The sequence below is a fragment of the Oscillibacter sp. ER4 genome (assembly GCF_000765235.1).
In the GTDB taxonomy this organism is placed as follows: domain Bacteria; phylum Bacillota; class Clostridia; order Oscillospirales; family Oscillospiraceae; genus Hominicoprocola; species Hominicoprocola fusiformis.
Window position 1 is genome coordinate 13,235 of the sequence record NZ_JPJG01000012.1, and the last position, 20,204, is coordinate 33,438.

Consider the following 20,204-nt stretch of genomic DNA (forward strand, 5'->3'; position numbering starts at 1 on the left):
GAAATGGGAACGGTGCTTATTTATATAGTATACCGTGATTGCCCCATAAAAACAAGGGCGGGGCAAAAATCGTACACCGGCGGCTTGAATAGTGAAAATGCGAGAGCGGAAAAGCGATTGTGCATATCACACGGAAAAAGTGGCCGATGGGTTGTATACAGTGGCTAAAAATGCAATTTGCCGCAACTTGGACTTGCTATTTTCATTTTGCCTCGTTATCATGGCGGTAGAGCGGCATGCGCGTGCCGCCCAATATCGAACGAAGGAGAATTTGTATGAAAAGATTGTCTCTGAAAGCAACGTCCCTGATCCTGGCACTTGTTCTCGCGCTCAGTCTCTCCGTCACCGCCTTCGCAGATGATAACGCAGCTTCGATGACCCGCGCCGAAGTGACGCAGAAGGTCATCAAGAACATGGGCCTCGCCGCACAGGCGGAAGCGAGCGCCAAGGATGCGAGCGCATTCAAGGATGTTGCCGAGGGCAGCAAGTTTGAAGGCGCGATCAACCTCGCCTACTCCAAGGGCATTGTCAACGGCGTCAGCAAGGACGCATTTGCGCCCGACGCAGCCGTTACGCAGTTGGAAGCGGCCGCGATGATCCTGCGCAGCACCGGTCTGGACAAGGCGCTGCTGAAGGATTGGCCCGCGGACTATGACGATATGGCCGTCTGGTCCGGCCTGATGGACGGCCTGACCTACGAGGCGTCTAAGCCCGTGACGACGGCGATGCTCGAGCAGATGCTCAAGAATGCCGCGGCGATCGCGGACAAGCCGGTCATCGGCATCAGCTGGTCCTATAATGGACAGAATTACGACTCCCACAAGACGATCTTCAAGACCGTCGGCGCTATCCCCGTCGAGCTCGATCAGGTGACGAGCACGGCCGTGAAGTACGATGCCGAGGGCGAGATCGAGTCCGCGTATCTCGAAGAGAGCGGCATGCTCAAGCAGGAATACGCTGACAAGGTGAAGGAAAAGGATCTCACGGCCAGCAACGTCGGCGCTGTGATGCAGGCCATCGACGGCGTCTTCTTCACCGGCGGCGAGGATGTGAGCCCGTCCCTGTTCAAGGTCCCCGAGAAGGAAAAGAACGAGGGCGAAGAGATCAACGCTACGCGCGATATCTCCGACTACATGCTCATGGCCTACTGCCTTGAAAAAGACGTGCCGACGTTCGCGGTCTGCCGCGGCGAGCAGGTGATGTCCATCGTCTCCGGCTGCACGTTCATCCAGGATATCCCCAACTACTATAAGGAGCAGGGCGCGACCTACAACGACTCGCACAGAATGCCCGTCGGCGCGCCTGACCGCACCTATGCCCGCCACGATGTGGTCATCAACAAGGACGCCTCCAAGTGGCTCTACAAGATCGTCGGCTCCACGGAGCTGAAGAACGTCTCCTCCTGGCACCACCAGGCGGTCGGCGGCGTTGAGGGCACGAACCTCACCGTCGTCAGCACGGCGACGTATGACGGCGTGGAAGTCATTGAAGCGGTCGAGCGTCAGGACAAGACCTTCTGCCTCGGCGTGCAGTTCCACCCCGAGAATGACTGCAAGTTCGTGCTCTACACCAAGACCCCCGAAAAGGCCCTGTGCGACTATGAGACCTGCCTGAACTTCTTCGAGATGCTGGTCGAGTACGCGGGCAAGTAAGGACACGTACCGTACAACAGAATGCATAGAAAAAAGGTCCCGTCTTCGGACGGGACCTTTTTGATGTATTGTAATTGTTTATGACGCTTTCTGTGCTTTTAGGATGGCGACGGCTTCGCGGGCGGCGGCACCGGCGTCTTCGGCGTAGTAATCCGCGCCGATCTCGTCGCAGAAGCTCTGGCTGATGGGCGCGCCGCCGATGATGACCTTGATCTGATTCTGCAGGCCGCGCTCGTGGACGAGCTTGACGACCTCGCGCATTTCCTCCATCGTGGTGGTCAGCAGCGACGAGCAGGCAATCACGCCGCAGTGATTCTCCACAGCGGTGCTGACGAACTGCTCCGCCGACGTGTCTACGCCGAGGTCAAAGACCTCGATGCCGCTGCCCTCCATCATGATGCGGACGAGATTCTTGCCGATGTCGTGCATGTCGCCCTTCACGGTGCCGAGGCACACGCGGCCGACGGGCTCGGTGCCCTCGCCGACCATCAGGGGCTTCAGAAGCTCCGTAGCGGCGGACATGCAGCGCGCGGCCATGAGCATTTCGGGAACAAACGCGCGGTTGGCGGAGAACGCCTCGCCGAGGCGGTTCATGCCGATGATCATGCCCTTGGAGAGAATGTCGCCCGGCTCGTGGCCTTCGTCGAGTGCCTGCTGGCAGAGGGTGAGCAGCTTTTTCTGCTGGCCGCGCTCGAGCGCGCGGGCGATGTTCTCGAACACATCGGCGGACTCCTGCGCGGAGGTTGCGGCCTGCACCACCTCGGCCTTTGCGGCACCGATCTCACGCTTCGGCACGGCGGGGAGCGGCGTGACGGGAATGTGCAGCCCCGCGTTGTACTCGTTCACGGCCTGATCGAGGTACTGATCCACGTGCGGGAAGACCGTACCGGCAAGGCCGTAGGTGATCGAGGGGATGAAGTGCCCGCCGGGGCAATAGCGCGCGAGCGCGTCCCTTGCGTAGGCGAGAATTTCATCGGGCTGCGCGTCCGCACGGTCGATGGCCGCGCCAAAGCCACCCATAAGCGTGAGCTTGCCGCTTAAGTGGCGCTGGAGGGCGGGAATGTTGTTTTCCGGCAGTGTACCCTGCCAGACCTGAATGCCGATCTCGGCCATGTCGTCCACGATGGGGACGAGGTACGAGTCGGCGTGGTGGATGGCGATGACGCCGCGCGAGCGGATGTAGCCATAAAAGCGGCGGTAGGGCTCCTTGAAAAACTCACGCCACATGTCGGGCTTCATAAAGAGGGCATTTTTCGTGCCCCAGTCATCGTGGGAGAAGATGACATCGGGCTGCAAGCCGTCGATCAGACGGCGGACATAGTCGAGACGGTACTGCGTGATCGTCTCGATGAGCTCGTGCATCTCGTCGGGATGCTCGTAGAGCGCGGTCAGCGTATCTTCAAAGCCCATGAGGAAGTGGCACTGCTCAAAAATGCCTGTGCCCATGAAGCCGGCGAGGAGCTTGCCCTCGGCGTCCGCGGCGGCGCGCGAGCGCGTGCGGCACTCCTCCCAGCCCTCGGAGCAGACACTCAGATCGGGAACGTGGACGGTGTCCTTCCAGTGCGTCACATCGGGACAGACCGTCAGCTCCGGCGTGTGGACGGGGATAGGGCCGGGCGCGTCCTCGGGAAAACTGATGGTCGTTCCCCAACGGTCCTTGCTCACGGAGCCGCGCTTGCGGTTGCCGCGAAGATAGGTGTTGATGGGGTCCGTGAGGCACATGTGCAGCGCTTCATACTGGCAGAGCTGACGCTCGGGCTGGCCGTCGGGCTTGATGAGTTCAAGAAAAATTCCTTTCGGGGTAGACACGGGGAAGATCTCCTTTATCAATACAGCACGCAGGCTGTGTAGGTCAAAGTGCGGGGACCATAGTTGTAGGCGAGGTTTGAGCGGACGCAGACATCGCTGACGAACAGCCCGTAGGCCTCCATTGAAGAGAGCCGCTGCTTGGGGTGGCGGCAGGGACGGTCCGGATAGGTGCAGGTATGGCAGAGCGTGCAGGTGCCCGCCGTCAGCGGCAGGCAGTGGGGATATAAGAGCCGCGCCTGGCGGGCGAAGGTCGAAAAGCGCTTTTTATGCGCCTCCAAGAGCGATGTCATACCAGTGTAATCAAATTCATCCTCGAGCTGCGCGGTGCTCTGCACCAAAATCCCCTGTGAATAGCGCTTGATTTGCGCCCTTGCCTGCTCGAGTGTGCTGCAGGCGGGCGGGCAGCTCCAGCTTTTGCCATAGCGGCCGCAGCGGTCAGCTTTGCACATGTCGCGAACGGCTTCGAGCGGATCGAGTGCATCCATATTCACCGGTGCGCACTGGGAGAAGCCGACCTCGTGGGTGAGGGTGAGAAGGTCTGTCATAAGCGATGCCTCTTGACAAGGGAATTTATTTCTGCATAAAATACTATTTATACATTATTTATCTATTATATGGGTGGGGGAAGCTCGTGTCAAGCATTCAAGTTCAGCAGGGGGCGAAAATCACGCCGGTCCCGTTCGAAGCAGGAGAGACGCTGCTCTCCGCGCTGCGGCGGGCGGGATATTCCATCCCCGCAGCCTGCGGCGGCAAGGGCCGCTGCGGCAAATGCCGCGTGAAGGTGAGCGGTGTGCCGCGCCTTGCCTGCGAGACGAAAGCGCAGGACGGCGATTGGATCGACCTGCCCGAGACAATGCGCGGCGTCATCCTGACGGACACGCTCACACTGCCGAAGGCGCAGGCGGGCCGCTCGGGCCTTGGCGCGGCAGTCGACCTCGGTACGACGACGGTGGCGCTGCGGCTCTTCGACCGCGCAGACGGAAAGCTGCTCGCGCAGGCTCAGGACTGGAACGCGCAGGCGCCCTACGGCGCGGACGTTATCAGCCGCATCCAGCACACGATGGAAGCGTCCGACGGGCTCGGCGAGCTGTCGCGCTGTATCCGCGCGCAGACCGAGACGCTTTTAGGACAAACACTTTCCGCCGCCGGACGGAAGTTGGAGGAGGTCAAGGAGCTCGTCATTGCGGGCAATACCGTGATGCAGCACCTTTTCGACGGGCGCGAGGTCGCGTCCATCGCCCGCGCGCCGTTTCAGCCGGAGACGCTGTTTGAAGACGGCGCGGGTGAGCTGCTTTCGGGCATTCCCGTGCAATTTGCCCCGTGCGTCGCGGGCTATGTCGGCGGCGATATCACGGCGGGACTGTTGGCAGACGGCCTTTTTGTGCAGCCGGAATTGCGGCTGTTTCTCGATATCGGCACGAACGGCGAAATGGCGCTGGGAAATGAGAACGGCGCGCTCTGCTGCGCGGTCGCCTCGGGCCCAGCGTTTGAGGGCGCGGGCATCAGCTGCGGCATGCTGGGCATCACGGGCGCGGTGAGCCATGTGAGCTATGACAGGGGCTTCCTCTGCGACATTGTCGGCGGGGGAGAGGCAAAGGGCATCTGCGGTTCGGGATTGGTCGACCTTGTCGCCGTGCTTTTGGAGCGAGGCGTGATCGACGAAAGCGGGCGGCTGCTGCCGCCGCAGGACGCGCCGGAGGACATGCGCCGCTATCTGACCGAGGATGGCCAGGGCAACGGCGTCTTCCACCTGACGAAGGCCGTTAGCCTGACGGCGCGCGACGTGCGCAACCTGCAGCTTGCCAAGGCGGCGGTGGCAGGCGGTATTCGGGTGCTGCTCGAGCAGCGCGGCGTGACGGCGGATGACATTGCGAGTGTGGAGCTCGCGGGCGGGTTCGGCAACTATCTCTCGCCCGAGAATGTAGTGCGCATTGGCATGCTGCCGCGCGCGTGCCTTAGTAAAATCAGACCCCTTGGCAACGCGGCGCTCGCGGGCGCTTCGATGCTGGCGCTTGACGGGGAAAACTGGCGAAAGCTCGCGGAGATTCCCGAAAAGTGCCGCTATCTCGAGCTTTCCGGGCGCGACGACTTTTCCCGCGCGTTCACCGACAGTTTGACATTTTGAAAATCGTTCCAAACAGGATTTTTTAATGGAGGAAAACCCTATGGAAATGCAGTTTCCCGTGATTTTGGACGGCGCGACCGGCACCGAGCTCCAAAAGCGCGGCTTCACCGGCGACATGAGCGCCGAGCAGTGGGTGCTCGAGCATCCCGAGAGCATCCTTGAAATTCAGCGCAAGTATGTGGCGAGCGGCTCGAATGTGCTCTACGCGCCGACGTTCGGCGGCAACCGCCAGAAGCTCGAAGAGCGCGGCATCTTCAACCGCACGGAGGAGATGAACAAAGCGCTCGCGCAGCTCTCGAAGCAGGCGGCGGACGGAAAAGCATGGGTCGCGGGCGATATCGCGCCCACGGGCCGCTTTTTAGCCCCCCTCGGCGATGCGTCGTTTGAAGAGCTCGTCGACATTTACACCGAGCAGGCGGCGGGCCTTGAGCAGGCGGGCGTTGACCTCTACGTCATCGAGACGATGATGACGCTGACCGACGCGCGTGCGGCGGTTCTGGCGATCCGCAGCATGAGCAAAAAGCCCATCCTTGTGTCCTTTACCTGCGATGAGAGCGGCAAGATCCTCTCCGGTACGGACGTGGTCGCGGCGCTTTCCGTGATGGAGGGCATGGGCGTGAGCGCATTCGGCCTGAACTGCTCGGCAGGCCCCGAGCAGATGTTGCCGCAGCTCCAACGCCTGCATAAATACGCGCGCGTGCCGCTGATCGCCAAGCCCAACGCCGGCATGCCGGAGATCGTGAACGGCGAGGCCGTGTACAACTGCCCGCCGGAGGAATTTGTCGCGCTGGTGCCCGAGATGCTCAAGGCAGGTGTGGCCCTCTTCGGCGGCTGCTGCGGCACGACGGAGGAGCACATCGCCGCGCTGAAAGCAGCGCTCAAGGACGCGGAATACGTTCGCCCCGCACCGGAATGCCTCGACCTTCTTCCCGCGGCAACGGAGAAGGAAGCCTTCTTCCTGCCCGCCGATGCGACGCACGGCGCGGTGCTGACCGCGGACGGCGATTTGGAGGACAAGCTCTCCGACGCGATGGATGACGAATGGCCGATGGTCGCGCTGAAGCTCGCGTCCTGGGCGGACGTCGACGCGCTGGCGGACTACCAGTACATGATCAGAAAGCCGCTGTGCCTTATCTGCGACGACGCGGAGCTTTTGGAAGCGGGCCTGCGCGCCTATCAGGGAAGAGCCTTGTACGAGGGAAATCTCACCGAAGATGCCCTTGCGCCGCTGGTCGAAAAATACGGTCTGCTGGTGTAAAAAGAGAAAAAGAAGAACGGGACGGAAATGAACATTTCCGTCCCGTTCTCTATATAGTAAAGCGCGTCACGCCGCGGCGCCGCCAGTGCTGACGATGCGGAAATACGCATTCGACGTCAGGCGGTACATCGCGCAGTAGAGCAGCGCGAAAAGAAGCAGCGCCGCGCCGGTCACGCCGAGAAACAGCGTGAGGTTCTGGATGCCGAACAGCTGTAAGATCTGCCAGACCATCGGCTGGGCGAAGGCGAGGTGCAGCGCCGCCGCGGCAAGCGGCAGCAGAAAAATGAGCAGCATTTGCGCGTTCACGCTCTCACGGATGTCGCGCTTGGTCATGCCCACGCGCTGCATGATGGCAAAGCGCGAGGCATCCTCATACCCCTCCACGACCTGTTTGTAGTAGAGCATCAGAAGCGTTGCGAACAGGAACAGCACGCTTAAAAGAATGCCGAGGAAGAAGAGACTGCCGTAGAGCGAGAAGAACTCCGCACGGACGCCCGCCATTTCCGTGGGATGCCAGTGATTCTGGACGGCAAGCGTGTTGATCGCGTCCTCCGCGCCAAAATAGAGGCTCGCCGTCGAGGCAAGCATCACCAGCACCATCGTCGAGAGAATGCAAATGGAAGCGAGGCCCGCGCCGTTTCGCTTCATGCGGTAGGTGAGCGACGAGAGGGAAACAAAGTTGCGCTTTTTGTAGTAGAATTTTTCATCCTTCTGGAGTGTTTTGCAGAGCGTCACGCTGCCGGAGATGAAGAGAAGATACGTCGATAGAATGACCATGATGACCGCGAGGAAGAAGAGCAGCATCGCCTGTATGGGGTCGTTGATGGTCGCGGCGATGTAGTACGCGCCGAGCAGCAGCGCAAGACCGGGGATGACGAGCAGCCATTGCGACTTCGGCGGCTTTTCGCCGACGTTTTCGCTCTTCAAAAGCGCCGCGCCCTGTGCGTGGCGCAGTGACAGCACACCGCGCACATAGAGCAGCGCGAAGATGGCGATGAACGTGATAGCGCACTGCTTGATGGCGGCAAGGCTCACGGTGAAAGCTGCGGCGGGGAGAGATAAAAGCCGCAGCAGTGCGGACTGCGAGACATAGGAGAGCAGCAGGCCGAGGCCAAGCCCCGCGATCAGCGTGAACGCCGCGGCCAGAAGTGTCTCCCAGAAGAGAATGGCGCTGAGTGCGCCGCGGTCCATGCCGAGCACGCTGTAAAGGCCGAATTCCTTCTTGCGGCGGCGCAGGAGAAAGCTGTTCGTGTAGAAGAGAAACAGCGCGATGAACACCGATACGACGAACGAGCCGAGGCTCATCGTCATCGCGACCGCAGAGGTGCCGGAGCCGTTCACCTTGCCATTGACCGTATAGAGCGCGGGGGTGACGGCGAGGTACGCAATGACATACAGCATCGCTGCCATGAACGCGCAGGAGAGAAGATAGGGCACATAGAGCCTTGCGTTCTTTTTGATACCCATCCACGCAAGGCGGGGGTAAAAGGCGGGCTTCATGCGCATTCGCCTCCCGTCTGCTGCTGCGTGAGCGCATCGGTGATACGCTGGTAGAACTGGGAATCCGTGTCCTTGCCGCGCTTTAACTCCAGCGAGACCTCGCCGTCGCGCAGGAACAGCACGCGCGAGGAGCAGCTCGCCGCGCGCACAGAGTGCGTGACCATCACGATGGTCTGGCCAGAGGCGTTGATCTCGCCGAAGAGCTTCAAGAGCTCGTCGGTCGAGCGGGAGTCGAGCGCGCCGGTCGGCTCGTCGGCCAGCAAGATCTGCGGGCGGGTGATGAGCGCGCGGGCGACGGCGGCGCGCTGCTTCTGTCCGCCGGAGACCTCGTAGGGGTACTTTTTGAGCAGCGTCTCGATGCCGAGGTCGTAGGCGAGCGGTGAGAGCCGGTCGCGCATCTCCGTGCGCGACTTGCCCGCGAGCACGAGCGGCAGGCAGATGTTGTCCTCGAGCGAGAACGTGTCGAGCAGGCTGAAGTCCTGAAACACAAAGCCTAAGTTGTCGCGGCGGAAAGCCGCGGCAGTCTCTTCGGGAATCTCGGAGAGGTTCTTGCCGCCGAGCAGCACCGTGCCGCCGGTGGGCTTGTCGAGCGCGGCGAGGATATTGAGAAGCGTCGTTTTGCCGCTGCCGCTCTCGCCCATGATGGCGACATATTCGCCGCTTTCAACGGTGAAGCTGACATTTTTGAGCGCCTGGACCTTGCTGCCGCTAAAGCGCGTGGTGTAGGTCTTTTGAAGACCGGAAACAGTCAGGATTTGCATGAGATGACTCCTTTCAAACGAGTGAGTTAGAAGCTGACGGTTGACATAATTTTCACCCCTGGGGAAATTTTTCCGAAAAAAGGGCGAAAAAAGCAGCCGGAAAAGCGGAGACCTTTCGCGGCTGCTTTTTCGAAAACGCGTTACTCGAGATTCAGTTTTTTCGTCGTGAAGTACCACGTCACGGCGTAGCCGATCGCGCAGAAGAGAAGTTCGCCGAGCATGCCCCAGAGGAGCAGCAGCTCGATGCCTGTGGGCAGGTTGTTGGCGTCCAGTGAGATCCATGTATCAGGGAAAGTCTGGATGAACAGGCCGATCATGGCGATGGCGGTGAACTGCGCAAGCTGGAAGAACACGAGAATCAGGATGACCGTCCACAGCTCCTTGCGCTTATTGAAGCTGTAACCGATGGAATAGGCGGCGTAGACCACGAGCTCGGCGGCAGAAACGGCAAAGACGAAATTGCAGAAAAGCTCAAAGACGATCAGCAGCGCGTGACTGCGCAGCGAGGCCTCCATTCCGAAGAACGCTGTGAAAACATCATTGAAAAGATCGGGGACATACTGGAAAGTGCTCCAGCCGGAGGCAGCAATCAGCAGCGAGAGAAGTCCCACGATGAACGCCGCAGCATACCACACGGCGGAAACGATGAGCTTGGAGATGAGCAGCTGATGGAGGCTCACCGGCAGTGTCAGTGTGAGATAGCCCTCGTCCTTGAGCACATGGTCGCGCCAGCGGCAGGCGGAGAGCACCAGCGGCGCAAACGCCAGCGCAAAGAGGCCCATCACAAAGCCGATGACCAGCAGTACGCCGATGAGCTGTAAGAGCCAGGGAATGTGCCCGCCGTTCAGGAGCAACTGAGAAAAACGCATCAGCGCCGTCAGTGCCAGCATTCCAAGAAAGACCGGCCACATGATGCGGCTCGTTGCACGGAATTCATGTTTGATCAGTTTGCTCAGCATCTAAATACCTCCCGGAAGAGCTCGTCAACGCTCTTGCCCTTTTCATCTCGAATGGTCTCCACGCTCTCGTGGAGCATGACCTGCCCCTCGCGCAGGAACACGACCTCGTCAAGGATCTGCTCGACGTCGGCGATCAGGTGCGTGGAGATGATGACCGCTGCGTCCTCGCTGTAGTTGCCGATGATCGTGCGCAGGATGTAGTCGCGCGTCGCGGGGTCGACGCCGCCGATGGGCTCGTCAAGGAGATAGAGCTTGGCGTCGCGGCTCATCGTCAGGATGAGCTGCGTCTTCTCGCGCATGCCTTTGGAGAGCGTCTTAATCTTCTGTGTGCGGTCAAGGCCGAGGTTCATCAGCATCGCTTCGGCCACGCCGCGGCGGAAGTCCGAATAAAAGTCGCCGTAGTAGTCAAGCGCCTGCGCGATCGTCATCCAGCCGGGCAGCGTGTTTCGGTCGGGCAGGTACGAGACGATGGCCTTCGTTGCGCGGCAGGGGGCCTTGCCTGCGATCAGAATTTCGCCCGACGTCGGCGTCAGAAGGCCGTTGGCGAGCTTGATGAGCGTCGTCTTGCCGCTGCCGTTGGGGCCGAGCAGGCCCACGATGCGCCCGGGTTCGATCGTGAGATCGATGCTGTCGAGCACCGTTTTGGCGCCGTAATTTCTCGTGAGCGCCTTGCATTCAAAAATACTCATTCTTCCTCCTCCTTAGCTCCCTGAATGAGAGCTATGACTTCGTCTCTCGTGCAGCCGAGCGTTTTCATCGAGTGGAGAAATTCTCCCACGCGCTCGTCCGCAATGCGGAGCTTGGCATTTGCAATCATGTTTTCATTTTCCGTGACGAACCGTCCCGCCGTGCGCTGGGAAAACACCAGACCGTCGCGTTCGAGCTCGGATAGCGCGCGCTGGACCGTGTTGGGGTTGACGCCCGCCTCCACCGCAAGCTCTCGCACGGAGGGGAGCTTTTCTCCCGGCGCGTAGATGCCGGAGACGATGGCCTCCGTCAATCGCTGTGTCAGCTGGGAGTAGATCGGCTGGTCATTGCGGAAGTTCCAGTCCATAGTGATCCTCCTTGTGTATCACTGTATTAAGTGATTAGTACAATAATACATCAAGCGGCATTTGTCAATAGCCGGACGCAAAAAAGATCAAAAAATTTCGCGGCAGAAAAAAGCCGCGAAATTGACATAAAACCCTAAAACAGATGTTGCATTTCGGGAAAAATGTGGTATCATAGATTCGAGCAAATGTTGGAAGGGGCGCACAAGATGGAAAAACTGTCCAGAATGCAGCAGCGCGTATACGATTATATAGCAGAGAGCATCGCCGAACACGGCTATGCCCCCTCTGTGCGCGAAGTCGGTGAGGCGCTGGGACTCAAGTCACCCTCCACGGTCCACTTCCATATCAAGCACCTGCAGGAGATGGGGCTCATTGAGAAGAGCGCGGGCAAGGGCCGTGCCATCACGCTCAAAAAGCAGCTGCAGGCCGTTCCCGTTGCGCCGCAGCCCGTCGAGATCGACGAGCTTGCCCCACGCCGCCGTCAGGTGCCGATCCTCGGCAATGTTGCCGCCGGTAACCCGATTTTGGCGCAGGAGTGCATCGAGGACTACCTGACGTTCGACACTGGCGGGCACGATGACGAGTATTTCGCCCTGCGTGTGCGCGGCGAGTCGATGCTCGGCGTCGGCATCCTGCCGGACGATTTGGTCGTCGTCCACCGCCAGAACATCGCGCAGAACGGGCAGATCGTGGTCGCGCTGCTTGGTGACGAGGCGACGGTCAAAACGCTCAAGCGCAAGGGCAGCGAGGTCTGGCTCATGCCCGCGAACCCCGATTACCAGCCCATCGACGGCCGCGAGTGCACGATCTTGGGCCGCGTCGTTGCCGTGGTGCGGCAGTATTAAGAGAAAAAGCAAACGCTCCTCCGCATTCGCGGAGGAGCGTTTTGGTTGTTACAGGGGGAAAGCGTACTGTTAGAGGGAGTTGCGGCAAACTGGAAGTTATTCAATTCCTGTTGTTTGAGTTCCTTGCAAAAGCGGACATAAAAATACTATTCTTCGGTTTCGTATACAATGTCACCGTTAAAATACATGGACAACGACATTTGGATTAAATCTAACTCATTATCTTTAGGCAAACGCAGATAACCGATATACTCTACCTGATGAAATCCATACATTTCATCTACAATTTCAAAGCAGCATTTACCATACTGCTTAATAAAATCATTCAATGATACTTTGACACCGTCAAATCTGCCGTATTTTCCTAATTTGCTCAACAGTAAAACGCAGGTGCTATCCATATCGACGTTTTCAATGGCAATTTTCCCATCTACTTGCGTATAAGGCTCTTTGACACTTACAAATCCGTGCTCAAACTCCAAATAAACAGTTCCATTTTGGCAAGTGATATTGCTTACGACCATATCATGTAAGCTATACGGCATATTCATTTGCTGCTTAAATCTCGTTACCATTTTGCGCCTCCTTAGATTCCGATTTGTTTACGCCCTCATCCCTTGTCAAAGTGCACCGTCCAGCCCTCGATCCCGCAGAACGGGGAGGAGACGGTGGGGTTCAGTCCGTCGATGAGGCCGCTCGGCGTCAGGACCGACGCGGTCTTGAATGCGATGGGTGCGATGGGCGCGCTCTGGGCAAGGTAGCGGTACAGCGCGCGGGCGGTCTGATCCGTCTCATTGAGCGAGAACGCGTCGAGCAGCGTGTTGCACTGCGCGTCCGCGTAGCGGCCGTAGTTCAGCGCGCCGCCGGTGCGCGCGAGGGACGAAATGTCCCAGTTCGCCGTCAGGCGCACCTCGCCGAGGTACAGGTCAAAATTCCCGTTTTGCAGCGCGGTCAGATAGTCGCTCCACGGGAGTGAGCGCACGCTGACCGTCAGAACGTCGGTCGAGAGCGTGCGGCTCAGATAGTCGGCGATGGAGACCTTGAACGAGTCGCTCTCGCTGACCAGGATCGTCACCGTGCGGGGACAGCTTTCCGTCACGCCCGCGCTTTCGAGCGCAGCGGCGAGGTCAGGCGAAGCGAGCGTCGACGCCATCTCCGTCGGATAGAGGCTGGAGTGCGGCGAGAGCGGGAAGCGCGCCGCCTCGGCGTGACCAGCGAAGTAGCCCGTCGTGATGGTCGCGCGGTCGATCGCACCCGCGAGGGCGCTGCGAAGCGATGCATCGGAGAGCGGCGCGCGCTGTGTGTTGAAGCCGAGGTAGATCATGTTCGCCGTCGCGTAGTCGGTGAGCGCCGTGTCCGCGCTGCGCAGATCGCCCGTGCTGCTCGTCAGGTCAGCCGAGAGCAGATGCACCTCGCGCGAGGAGAAAAGGTACGACGCCGTGTCCGCGTCCTTGACGGCGCGCAGCTCGATACGCTCGAACGGCAGCGTGCCGTCGCTGCGCCAGTCGGGGTTCTGCTTGAGGCATGCGCCGTCGCTGTCCGTGACGAAGAGATACGGCCCCGTGCCGAGCGGCACGGTGTTCTTCTCCGAACCGGATTTGACGATGGGGATGTCAAGCAGCGCGGGGAATGCGCTGTCCGCGCGCGTGAGATTGACAATGAGCGCGCCGTTGCTTGCGCGCATCGAGGCGACGTTGGCAAAGCGCGCGCTGTAGCGCTCGCTCTCCTGCGCGCGGCGAAGCGTCGCGAGCACATCGCTTGCCGTCAGGCTACTGCCGTCGGAAAAGCTGACGCCGTCGCGGAGGTAAAAGGTGTAGCTCGTGCAGTCGTCGTTGTGCTCATAGCGGCTGCACAGCACATTTTGCGGCGCAAACGACTCGTCCAGCACGAAAAGCCCCTCGTAGAGCAGCGCGCCAAGCGTCTGCTGCATGCCGTCGGGGCAGGTGATGGGGTCGAGCGTCACGCCCTGCAAATATGGCAGTGCGAACGACGTGATCGGCGTCAGGGTGGAGGAGGTGTCCGCTTCCACCGGCGGCGTTTCCTCCCAGAAGTCGCCGCTGCTGTCGTCGCTCACATCGCCGCTCCAGCAGCCCGAAAGCGAAAGCGCGAGCGTCAGCGCGCACAAAAGCGCAGAGAGGCGGCGCTTCACAGCGCATCCTCCGTAAGGCAGATCATCGCCGCCATGCCGCCGCGCCGGTCGCCCATCGCGCGGTGCGACCAGTAGCGCTCGGGGTGGCACTTCGTGCAGTCGGGGTGTACATCGACGCGCGAGGGGTCGATGCCCGCGCGCAGCAGCCACAGGCGGTTGATCGCCTTCAGGTCGATGTGGTATTTGTCGCCGCGCTTTTCGATGCGCTCGTCCATCGCGGGGTCGAGCAGGGCGAAAAAGGCGTCGGCCACGTCGCTGTCGGTCTCAAAGCAGCACTTGCCGATGCTCGGGCCGATGGCGGCGCGCAGTGTGTAGGGATCGGCGCCGTAGCAGCTCATCATCGACACGGCGGCCTTGAGCGCGATGCCGCTCGCCGTACCGCGCCAGCCGGCGTGCACCGCACCGATCGAACGCGAAGTCGGGTCATAGAGCGTGATGACGCAGCAGTCCGTCCCGTAGGCGAACAGCGGCAGGTTCGGCACGTTCGTGATGAGCCCGTCGGCGTCGTAGGGACGGTCATCCCAGAGAATTTTGCCCGCGTCCTCTTCCGATGCAATGCGGACAAGGTCAGAGTGGATCTGGCGGCAGCCGACGGCGCGGCTCGCGTCAAAGCCTACGGCCTCGCCGAGAAGGCGGTAGTTTTCGAGTAGGTTTTCGCTCGTGTCGCCCTTGTTGTCGGCAAAGTTGAGTGAATCGTAGGGCGCAGGGCTCACGCCGCCGTGCCGCGTCGTGAACGCGTGCACCGCGCCGCTCCCCGCGGCGGTGATGACATCGGACGTGTCGTAGATGAGACCGTTTACGTTATGTTCGGTGAAAGACATCAAAAGTGCCTCCTTTTTCTGCACCAAAGGGTGCGGAGATGTCGCCGCCTGTCTCAGGCGGCGGGGGAAATGCGGCGTGTGCGCCGCAGCACCACACCCCCCATTTTCTTTCCGTGGAAAGAAAACGGGCGGTGTGACCGTCCAAAAGAAAGGCGTTTGCATTGCAAGCGAGCAGCTCGAAGAGCTGCAATGCTTGCCGATTGCACTGCCCATAGCGCGGCGTTGCCGCGTTTGAAGCTGCTATACGATTTGCCTCTGCTCCTATCATCCGCTGCCGCTCTGCCCATCTTGTAGGAGTACGCAGTAATTCCCATCTACCGCCAGTCTCCACAATGCGGCGAGCGCAGCAATGCCGCATTCAGCAGGCAGTCTGCCGCCGTTCTAACGTCACTCGCGCCTCACGATAGTAAGGCGCGGTTGCAAGCGGTCACGACTCGCAGGGATTCATGGCGAAGCCATGTACACCGCACCCTCACTGCGCAGCGCGTGCAGCCCTTCAAGCTACAGACTACCAATGTGCGGGGTCAAGGGGCGGCGCCCCTTGCGTTCTCTTGGGGGTCCAAGGGGGCCATTCTCTCATGTGAGAGAATGGCCCCCTTTCCCGTATCCCCCACGGGTGTGGGGGAAATGTTCCACCACTTACAAGTGGTCAATCAGCGCCCACAGCACTGTTTATATTTCTTCCCGCTGCCGCAGGGGCAGGGATCGTTGCGGCCAATCTTCTGGACCTTGCGGGGCTGCTTTTTCACCGTGCCGTCGCCGGAGGTGGAGGCGACGATGCCGTCGGCCACGCGCTCGCGCTTGACCTCGCCCTCGGTCTTGACGCGGGCGGAGAAGATGCGGCGCACCGTGTCGCCCTGAATGGCGGAGATCATGTCCTCAAACATCGTGAGGGATTCCTGCTTGTAGACGTCAATGGGCTTGTTGTTGCCGTAGGACTGTAAACGGATGGCCTGACGCAGCTCGCTCATCGCGTCGATGTGGTCCATCCAGTATTCGTCGACCACGCGCAGCAGCACCACGCGCTCGAGTTCGCGCATGATGGGCGAGGTGACGGCGGCCTCCTTGGCCTCGTAATACTTCTCAGCGGCTTCATAGAAGCGATCGGTCAGATCGTCGGCGGAAAGGCCGGAGAGAGAGTTTGCATCCACGGCGCTGCGCGGGAAGTACGTGCCCTCGCAGCTCTTGAGCGCGTCGGCGCGGTGCTCGTCGTCGGTCTTGTCGTGCTCGCCGAAGGCGAAGGCGACCTGACTTTCGATGCTGCTTCTCAGCATGTTCAAAACGGTCTGCTTGATGTCCATGCCGTCGAGCACCTGCTTGCGCTGGCCGTAGATGATCTCGCGCTGCTTGTTCATCACGTCGTCGTATTCGAGCGTGCTCTTGCGGTACTGGAAGTTGCGGGACTCGACGCTCGTCTGCGCGTTTTCAATTGCCTTGGAGAGAGTCTTGTTTTCAATCGGCGTATCCTCGTCGAGGTTGAAGCGCTCCATCAGGTTCGTGATGCGCTCGCCGCCAAACAGGCGCAGCAGATCGTCTTCAAGCGAGAGGTAGAAGCGCGTCTCGCCCGGGTCGCCCTGACGGCCGGCACGGCCGCGCAGCTGGTTGTCGATACGGCGGGAATCGTGGCGCTCCGTGCCGATGATGAAGAGCCCCCCCGCCTCGCGGACCTTGTCCGCCTCACCGGAGATCTCCTCGCGGTGCTTTTCAAGAGCCTTGGCGAACATGTCGCGCGCGTCAAGAATTTCTTTGTTGTCGGTCTCGGCATAGCCGGTCGCCTCGGCGATGAGCTCATTGCTGAGGCCCGCCCTGCGAAGGTCGGTTTTCGCCATGTATTCGGCGTTGCCGCCGAGCATGATATCGGTACCACGGCCGGCCATGTTCGTCGCGACCGTGACCGCGCCGAGCTTACCGGCCTGCGCGACGATCTCGGCTTCCTTTTCGTGGTTCTTCGCGTTCAAGAGATTGTGCTTGATGCCCTCGCGGGAGAGCAGATACGAGAGCTTTTCGTTCTTTTCGATCGACACCGTACCGACCAGCACGGGCTGGCCCTTGGCATGGCAGGCCTTGACCTGCTCGATAACAGCGCGGTACTTTGCCGCCTCGGTTTTGTAGACGACGTCGGGGTCATCGATACGGGCGATGGGACGGTTCGTCGGAATTTCAATGATGTCGAGGTTGTAGATCGTGCCGAATTCCTCTTCCTCGGTGAGCGCCGTACCGGTCATACCGGAGAGCTTGCCGTACAGGCGGAAGTAATTCTGGAACGTGATGGTCGCAAGCGTCTTGCTTTCTCGCGCGACCTCGACATGCTCCTTGGCCTCGATGGCCTGGTGCAGACCGTCGCTGTAGCGGCGGCCGAACATCAGTCGGCCGGTGAACTCGTCGACGATGACGACCTGACCGTCCTTGATGACGTAGTCGATATCGCGCTTCATCGTGCCGTGGGCCTTGATGGCCTGGTTGATGTGGTGCGCGATGGTGGAGTTTTCGGGATCGGAGAGGTTTTCAAGGCCGAAGTATTCCTCGGCCTTCTTCACGCCGCGGGCGGTGAGCGTCGCGGTCTTGGCCTTTTCGTCGACGATGTAGTCGGCGTCGATGTTGACGTCTTCCTCTTCCTTGTCGTCGCTCTCGGCGATGACCTTCTTGCGGAAGCCGCGTACAAGGTTTTCCGTGCGGGAATACATCTCCGTGGACTTTTCGCCCATGCCGGAGATGATGAGCGGCGTGCGCGCCTCATCGATCAAAATGGAGTCGACCTCGTCGACGATGGCGAAGGCATGTCCGCGCTGGACGAGTTCGCTTGCGTAGATGGCCATGTTATCGCGCAGGTAATCAAAGCCCATTTCGTTATTCGTGCCGTAGGTGATGTCTGCGGCGTAGGCCTTGCGGCGCTCTTCACTTGTGAGGTCGTGGACGATCAGGCCGACCGTGAGGCCTAAGAAGCGGTGGACCTTGCCCATCCACTCGCTGTCTCGCTTGGCGAGGTAGTCGTTCACGGTGACGATGTGCACGCCGTTGCCGGTCAGGGCGTTTAAGTACGCGGGCAGCGTTGCCACCAGCGTTTTACCTTCACCGGTCTTCATCTCGGCGATGCGGCCCTGATGGAGCACCACGCCGCCGACGAGCTGCACACGGTAGGGGTACAGACCCAGCACGCGGCGGGACGCCTCGCGCACGGTGGCAAACGCCTCGGGCAGGATGTCGTCGAGCGTTTCACCGCTTTGCAGACGCGTCTTGAACTCCGGCGTTTTGGCCTGCAGCTCCGCGTCGCTCATCGCCTTGTATTCGTCCGCCATCGCTTCGATCTTGTCGACGATGGGGTAGATGCTCTTGAGTTCACGGTCGCTGTAGGAACCGAACATTTTACTAAAGAAACCCATATTCAAAACTTCCTTTCGTGGGAGCATAATGACACGCTTACAAGTATAGCATCCCTCTGCGCGATATGCAAAGGGAAATTTGCTGTATAATATGAATGGATTGTAAATAAATTCCGCCGCCGCGTCAGGCATGGCTTGCACTCTATATAGCTGCTGTGGTAAAATACAAAGCAAGATAGTACAAAGCGACGAAACGCCCTCCGACGGCGGAGGACAGAAGTATAAGGAAGAAGTTTTTTTCTCATCTAAGGAGGACATTCGCATGAAACTGCACTTTTACGGGGCCGACCGCTGCGTGACCGGCTCCTGCCACTGCCTGGAGATAAACGGTAAGAAGATCCTCGTCGACTGCGGCTTACAGCAGGGCCGCGACGAGCTCGACAACCGTTATCTCGCTTTTGCTCCCGGTAATATCGATATTCTGCTCGTCACCCACGCGCACATCGACCACACGGGCCGTATCCCGCTGCTGGTGAAAAACGGCTTCCACGGCCGCATCCTGACGACACGCCTGACAGCAGATTTGATGAAGATCATGTTGCTCGACTCCGCTCACATTCAGGAGAGCGACGCTGAGTACGAAAACCGCAAGGGCGAGCGCGCGGGCCGCGAGCATGTCGATCCGCTCTACACCGAGCAGGACGCGCTGGACGTCTTCAAGTACGTGACGACCTGCGAGTATAAAGAAAAGGTCGACCTCTGCGAGGGTGTGAGCGCGGTGTTCACCGACGCGGGCCATCTGCTCGGTTCCGCGTCCATCACGCTTGAGCTGGAAGAAAACGGCGTGCACAAGACGATCGTCTTCTCCGGCGATATCGGCAACGTCGACCAGCCCATTATCCGCGACCCGCAGCTTCTCAAAAAGGCCGACTACGTCGTGATGGAGTCGACCTACGGCGACCGCAACCACACCGAGGTCTGGAGCTATACCGACGAGCTTGCCGAGATCATCGACGAAACGCTCGGCAAGGGCGGCAACGTTGTGATTCCGTCGTTCGCTGTGGGCCGCACGCAGGAGCTTTTGTACTTTATCCGCGAGATCAAGGATCAAAAGCTCGTCAAGTCGACGCCGAATTTCCCTGTGTACATCGACTCGCCCCTTGCTAAGGCGGCAACGACTGTGTTCTGCGGCGACCTGCGCGGCTATCTTGATGAGCAGGCGCTTGATCTTGTCAAGGACGGCACGCACATGTTCACCTTCCCCAACCTCAACCTTGTTGAGTCGAGCGAGGAATCGAAGATGCTGAACATGGACACGACACCCAAGGTCATCATTTCCGCCTCCGGTATGTGCGACGCCGGCCGCATTCGCCACCATTTGAAGCACAACCTCTGGCGCGCGAACAGCGCGGTCGTGTTCGTCGGCTTCCAGTCGCCCGGCACGCTGGGCCGCAGATTGCTCGACGGCGTTGAAAAGGTCAAGCTCTTCGGCGAGGAGATCGCCGTCAAGGCGAAGATCGTCAACTTCCAGGGCCTTTCGTCCCACGCCGACCATGACCACCTTGTCGAGTGGATCAAGGCCTTCGACCCGAAGCCTGCGCATGTGTTCGTCGTCCACGGCGACGAGGACGTTGCGCCCGTGTTTGCCGAAGAGCTCAATTCCCTCGGCTTCCATGCGCACGCGGCCAAGTTTACCGAGTGTTACGACCTTGCCGCAAACGAGATGGTCAGCGAGGGCTACATTTCCGAGCGCAAGCGCACGGCGCAGAAGTCCCGCGCCGACAACCTGTACGCCAAGCTCGTGGCGGCGGCGGAGTCGCTGCTTGAGTTTGCCAAGCGCTGCAAGGGCAGACCCAACAAGGACATTTCCGCGCTCACCGGCCAGATCATCAGCCTGATCGAGCGCTTCCGCGAGTGATTTGAGATACACAACAAAAGGTACTTCGCGCG

At 60.0% G+C, this 20,204-nt stretch carries 16 protein-coding genes; 5 read left to right on the forward strand and 11 right to left on the reverse strand.

Going from position 1 to position 20,204, the window contains the following annotated elements:
* Positions 1–275 precede the first annotated feature (275 nt).
* Positions 276–1,652, forward strand: a complete 1,377-nt coding sequence (locus tag NI20_RS0101985) for a gamma-glutamyl-gamma-aminobutyrate hydrolase family protein (RefSeq protein WP_052084357.1) — start codon at positions 276–278, stop codon at positions 1,650–1,652.
* A 78-nt stretch (positions 1,653–1,730) separates the two neighbouring features.
* On the opposite strand, the gene NI20_RS15570 is transcribed toward NI20_RS0101985, so the two are convergent.
* Positions 1,731–3,461 carry a cobalamin-dependent protein gene (locus NI20_RS15570; protein ID WP_242842898.1) on the reverse strand — a complete coding sequence of 577 codons (1,731 nt, stop codon included), beginning with the start codon at positions 3,459–3,461 and terminating at the stop codon, positions 1,731–1,733.
* A 17-nt stretch (positions 3,462–3,478) separates the two neighbouring features.
* Positions 3,479–4,006 carry a DUF2284 domain-containing protein gene (locus NI20_RS0102000; RefSeq protein WP_033119772.1) on the reverse strand — a complete coding sequence of 176 codons (528 nt, stop codon included), beginning with the start codon at positions 4,004–4,006 and terminating at the stop codon, positions 3,479–3,481.
* An 86-nt stretch (positions 4,007–4,092) separates the two neighbouring features.
* Between NI20_RS0102000 and NI20_RS0102005 the strand changes: the two genes are divergently transcribed.
* Together NI20_RS0102005 and NI20_RS0102010 are read left to right on the forward strand one after the other, a co-directional pair.
* Complete coding sequence (locus NI20_RS0102005) at positions 4,093–5,586, forward strand: ASKHA domain-containing protein (protein WP_052084359.1); 1,494 nt, start codon at positions 4,093–4,095, stop codon at positions 5,584–5,586.
* Between the two features lie 40 nt (positions 5,587–5,626).
* Positions 5,627–6,844, forward strand: coding sequence for a homocysteine S-methyltransferase family protein (locus tag NI20_RS0102010; protein ID WP_197055337.1), 1,218 nt, complete (start codon positions 5,627–5,629; stop codon positions 6,842–6,844).
* Between the two features lie 66 nt (positions 6,845–6,910).
* Here the strand turns inward: NI20_RS0102010 and NI20_RS0102015 are convergent, their stop codons facing one another.
* The 5 genes from NI20_RS0102015 to NI20_RS0102035 form a co-directional block, all read right to left on the reverse strand.
* Positions 6,911–8,344, reverse strand: a complete 1,434-nt coding sequence (locus NI20_RS0102015; protein ID WP_033119774.1) for an FtsX-like permease family protein — start codon at positions 8,342–8,344, stop codon at positions 6,911–6,913.
* Positions 8,341–9,105: an ABC transporter ATP-binding protein gene (locus NI20_RS0102020; protein ID WP_033119775.1), complete on the reverse strand. Its 765-nt coding sequence runs from the start codon at positions 9,103–9,105 to the stop codon at positions 8,341–8,343. Before NI20_RS0102020 ends, NI20_RS0102015 begins: the two co-directional genes overlap by 4 nt.
* Positions 9,106–9,245: 140 nt before the next feature.
* Positions 9,246–10,064, reverse strand: a complete 819-nt coding sequence (locus NI20_RS0102025) for a hypothetical protein (RefSeq protein WP_033119776.1) — start codon at positions 10,062–10,064, stop codon at positions 9,246–9,248.
* Positions 10,058–10,753, reverse strand: a complete 696-nt coding sequence (locus NI20_RS0102030) for an ABC transporter ATP-binding protein (protein WP_033119777.1) — start codon at positions 10,751–10,753, stop codon at positions 10,058–10,060. Before NI20_RS0102030 ends, NI20_RS0102025 begins: the two co-directional genes overlap by 7 nt.
* The gene (locus NI20_RS0102035) at positions 10,750–11,118 is read right to left on the reverse strand and encodes a GntR family transcriptional regulator (protein WP_033119778.1); all 369 of its coding nucleotides are present in this window, start codon (positions 11,116–11,118) and stop codon (positions 10,750–10,752) included. Before NI20_RS0102035 ends, NI20_RS0102030 begins: the two co-directional genes overlap by 4 nt.
* A 207-nt stretch (positions 11,119–11,325) precedes the next feature.
* On the opposite strand from NI20_RS0102035, the gene lexA reads away from it, so the two are divergent.
* On the forward strand, positions 11,326–11,964 hold the full coding sequence (lexA, locus tag NI20_RS0102040; protein WP_033119779.1) for a transcriptional repressor LexA: 639 nt from the start codon (positions 11,326–11,328) through the stop codon (positions 11,962–11,964).
* 146 nt (positions 11,965–12,110) lie between these two features.
* Here lexA and NI20_RS0102045 read toward each other — a convergent pair whose 3' ends face one another.
* From NI20_RS0102045 to secA, 4 genes are all read right to left on the reverse strand, one after another.
* On the reverse strand, positions 12,111–12,539 hold the full coding sequence (locus tag NI20_RS0102045) for a hypothetical protein (protein ID WP_033119780.1): 429 nt from the start codon (positions 12,537–12,539) through the stop codon (positions 12,111–12,113).
* Between the two features lie 35 nt (positions 12,540–12,574).
* Positions 12,575–14,113, reverse strand: a complete 1,539-nt coding sequence (locus tag NI20_RS0102050) for an ABC transporter substrate-binding protein (RefSeq protein WP_052084360.1) — start codon at positions 14,111–14,113, stop codon at positions 12,575–12,577.
* The gene (gene pgeF / locus NI20_RS0102055) at positions 14,110–14,934 is read right to left on the reverse strand and encodes a peptidoglycan editing factor PgeF (protein WP_033119781.1); all 825 of its coding nucleotides are present in this window, start codon (positions 14,932–14,934) and stop codon (positions 14,110–14,112) included. The genes NI20_RS0102050 and pgeF overlap by 4 nt, the downstream gene beginning before the upstream one ends.
* 653 nt (positions 14,935–15,587) lie before the next feature.
* Positions 15,588–18,314 carry a preprotein translocase subunit SecA gene (gene secA, locus NI20_RS0102060; RefSeq protein ID WP_033119782.1) on the reverse strand — a complete coding sequence of 909 codons (2,727 nt, stop codon included), beginning with the start codon at positions 18,312–18,314 and terminating at the stop codon, positions 15,588–15,590.
* Between the two features lie 262 nt (positions 18,315–18,576).
* Between secA and NI20_RS0102065 the strand changes: the two genes are divergently transcribed.
* Positions 18,577–20,172 (forward strand): MBL fold metallo-hydrolase RNA specificity domain-containing protein, encoded by a 1,596-nt coding sequence (locus NI20_RS0102065; protein WP_033119783.1) that lies wholly within the window; start codon positions 18,577–18,579, stop codon positions 20,170–20,172.
* Positions 20,173–20,204: the final 32 nt, after the last annotated feature.

Excerpts from the sequence above, each read along its gene's own strand:
- NI20_RS0101985 (WP_052084357.1), top strand. The coding sequence starts at position 276 with ATGAAAAGATTGTCTCTGAAAGCAACGTCCCTGATCCTGGCACTTGTT.
- NI20_RS0102000 (WP_033119772.1), bottom strand. The coding sequence starts at position 4,006 with ATGACAGACCTTCTCACCCTCACCCACGAGGTCGGCTTCTCCCAGTGC.
- NI20_RS0102010 (WP_197055337.1), top strand. The coding sequence starts at position 5,627 with ATGGAAATGCAGTTTCCCGTGATTTTGGACGGCGCGACCGGCACCGAG.
- NI20_RS0102015 (WP_033119774.1), bottom strand. The coding sequence starts at position 8,344 with ATGAAGCCCGCCTTTTACCCCCGCCTTGCGTGGATGGGTATCAAAAAG.
- NI20_RS0102020 (WP_033119775.1), bottom strand. The coding sequence starts at position 9,105 with ATGCAAATCCTGACTGTTTCCGGTCTTCAAAAGACCTACACCACGCGC.
- NI20_RS0102025 (WP_033119776.1), bottom strand. The coding sequence starts at position 10,064 with ATGCTGAGCAAACTGATCAAACATGAATTCCGTGCAACGAGCCGCATC.
- NI20_RS0102030 (WP_033119777.1), bottom strand. The coding sequence starts at position 10,753 with ATGAGTATTTTTGAATGCAAGGCGCTCACGAGAAATTACGGCGCCAAA.
- NI20_RS0102035 (WP_033119778.1), bottom strand. The coding sequence starts at position 11,118 with ATGGACTGGAACTTCCGCAATGACCAGCCGATCTACTCCCAGCTGACA.
- lexA (WP_033119779.1), top strand. The coding sequence starts at position 11,326 with ATGGAAAAACTGTCCAGAATGCAGCAGCGCGTATACGATTATATAGCA.
- NI20_RS0102045 (WP_033119780.1), bottom strand. The coding sequence starts at position 12,539 with ATGGTAACGAGATTTAAGCAGCAAATGAATATGCCGTATAGCTTACAT.
- pgeF (WP_033119781.1), bottom strand. The coding sequence starts at position 14,934 with ATGTCTTTCACCGAACATAACGTAAACGGTCTCATCTACGACACGTCC.
- secA (WP_033119782.1), bottom strand. The coding sequence starts at position 18,314 with ATGGGTTTCTTTAGTAAAATGTTCGGTTCCTACAGCGACCGTGAACTC.
- NI20_RS0102065 (WP_033119783.1), top strand. The coding sequence starts at position 18,577 with ATGAAACTGCACTTTTACGGGGCCGACCGCTGCGTGACCGGCTCCTGC.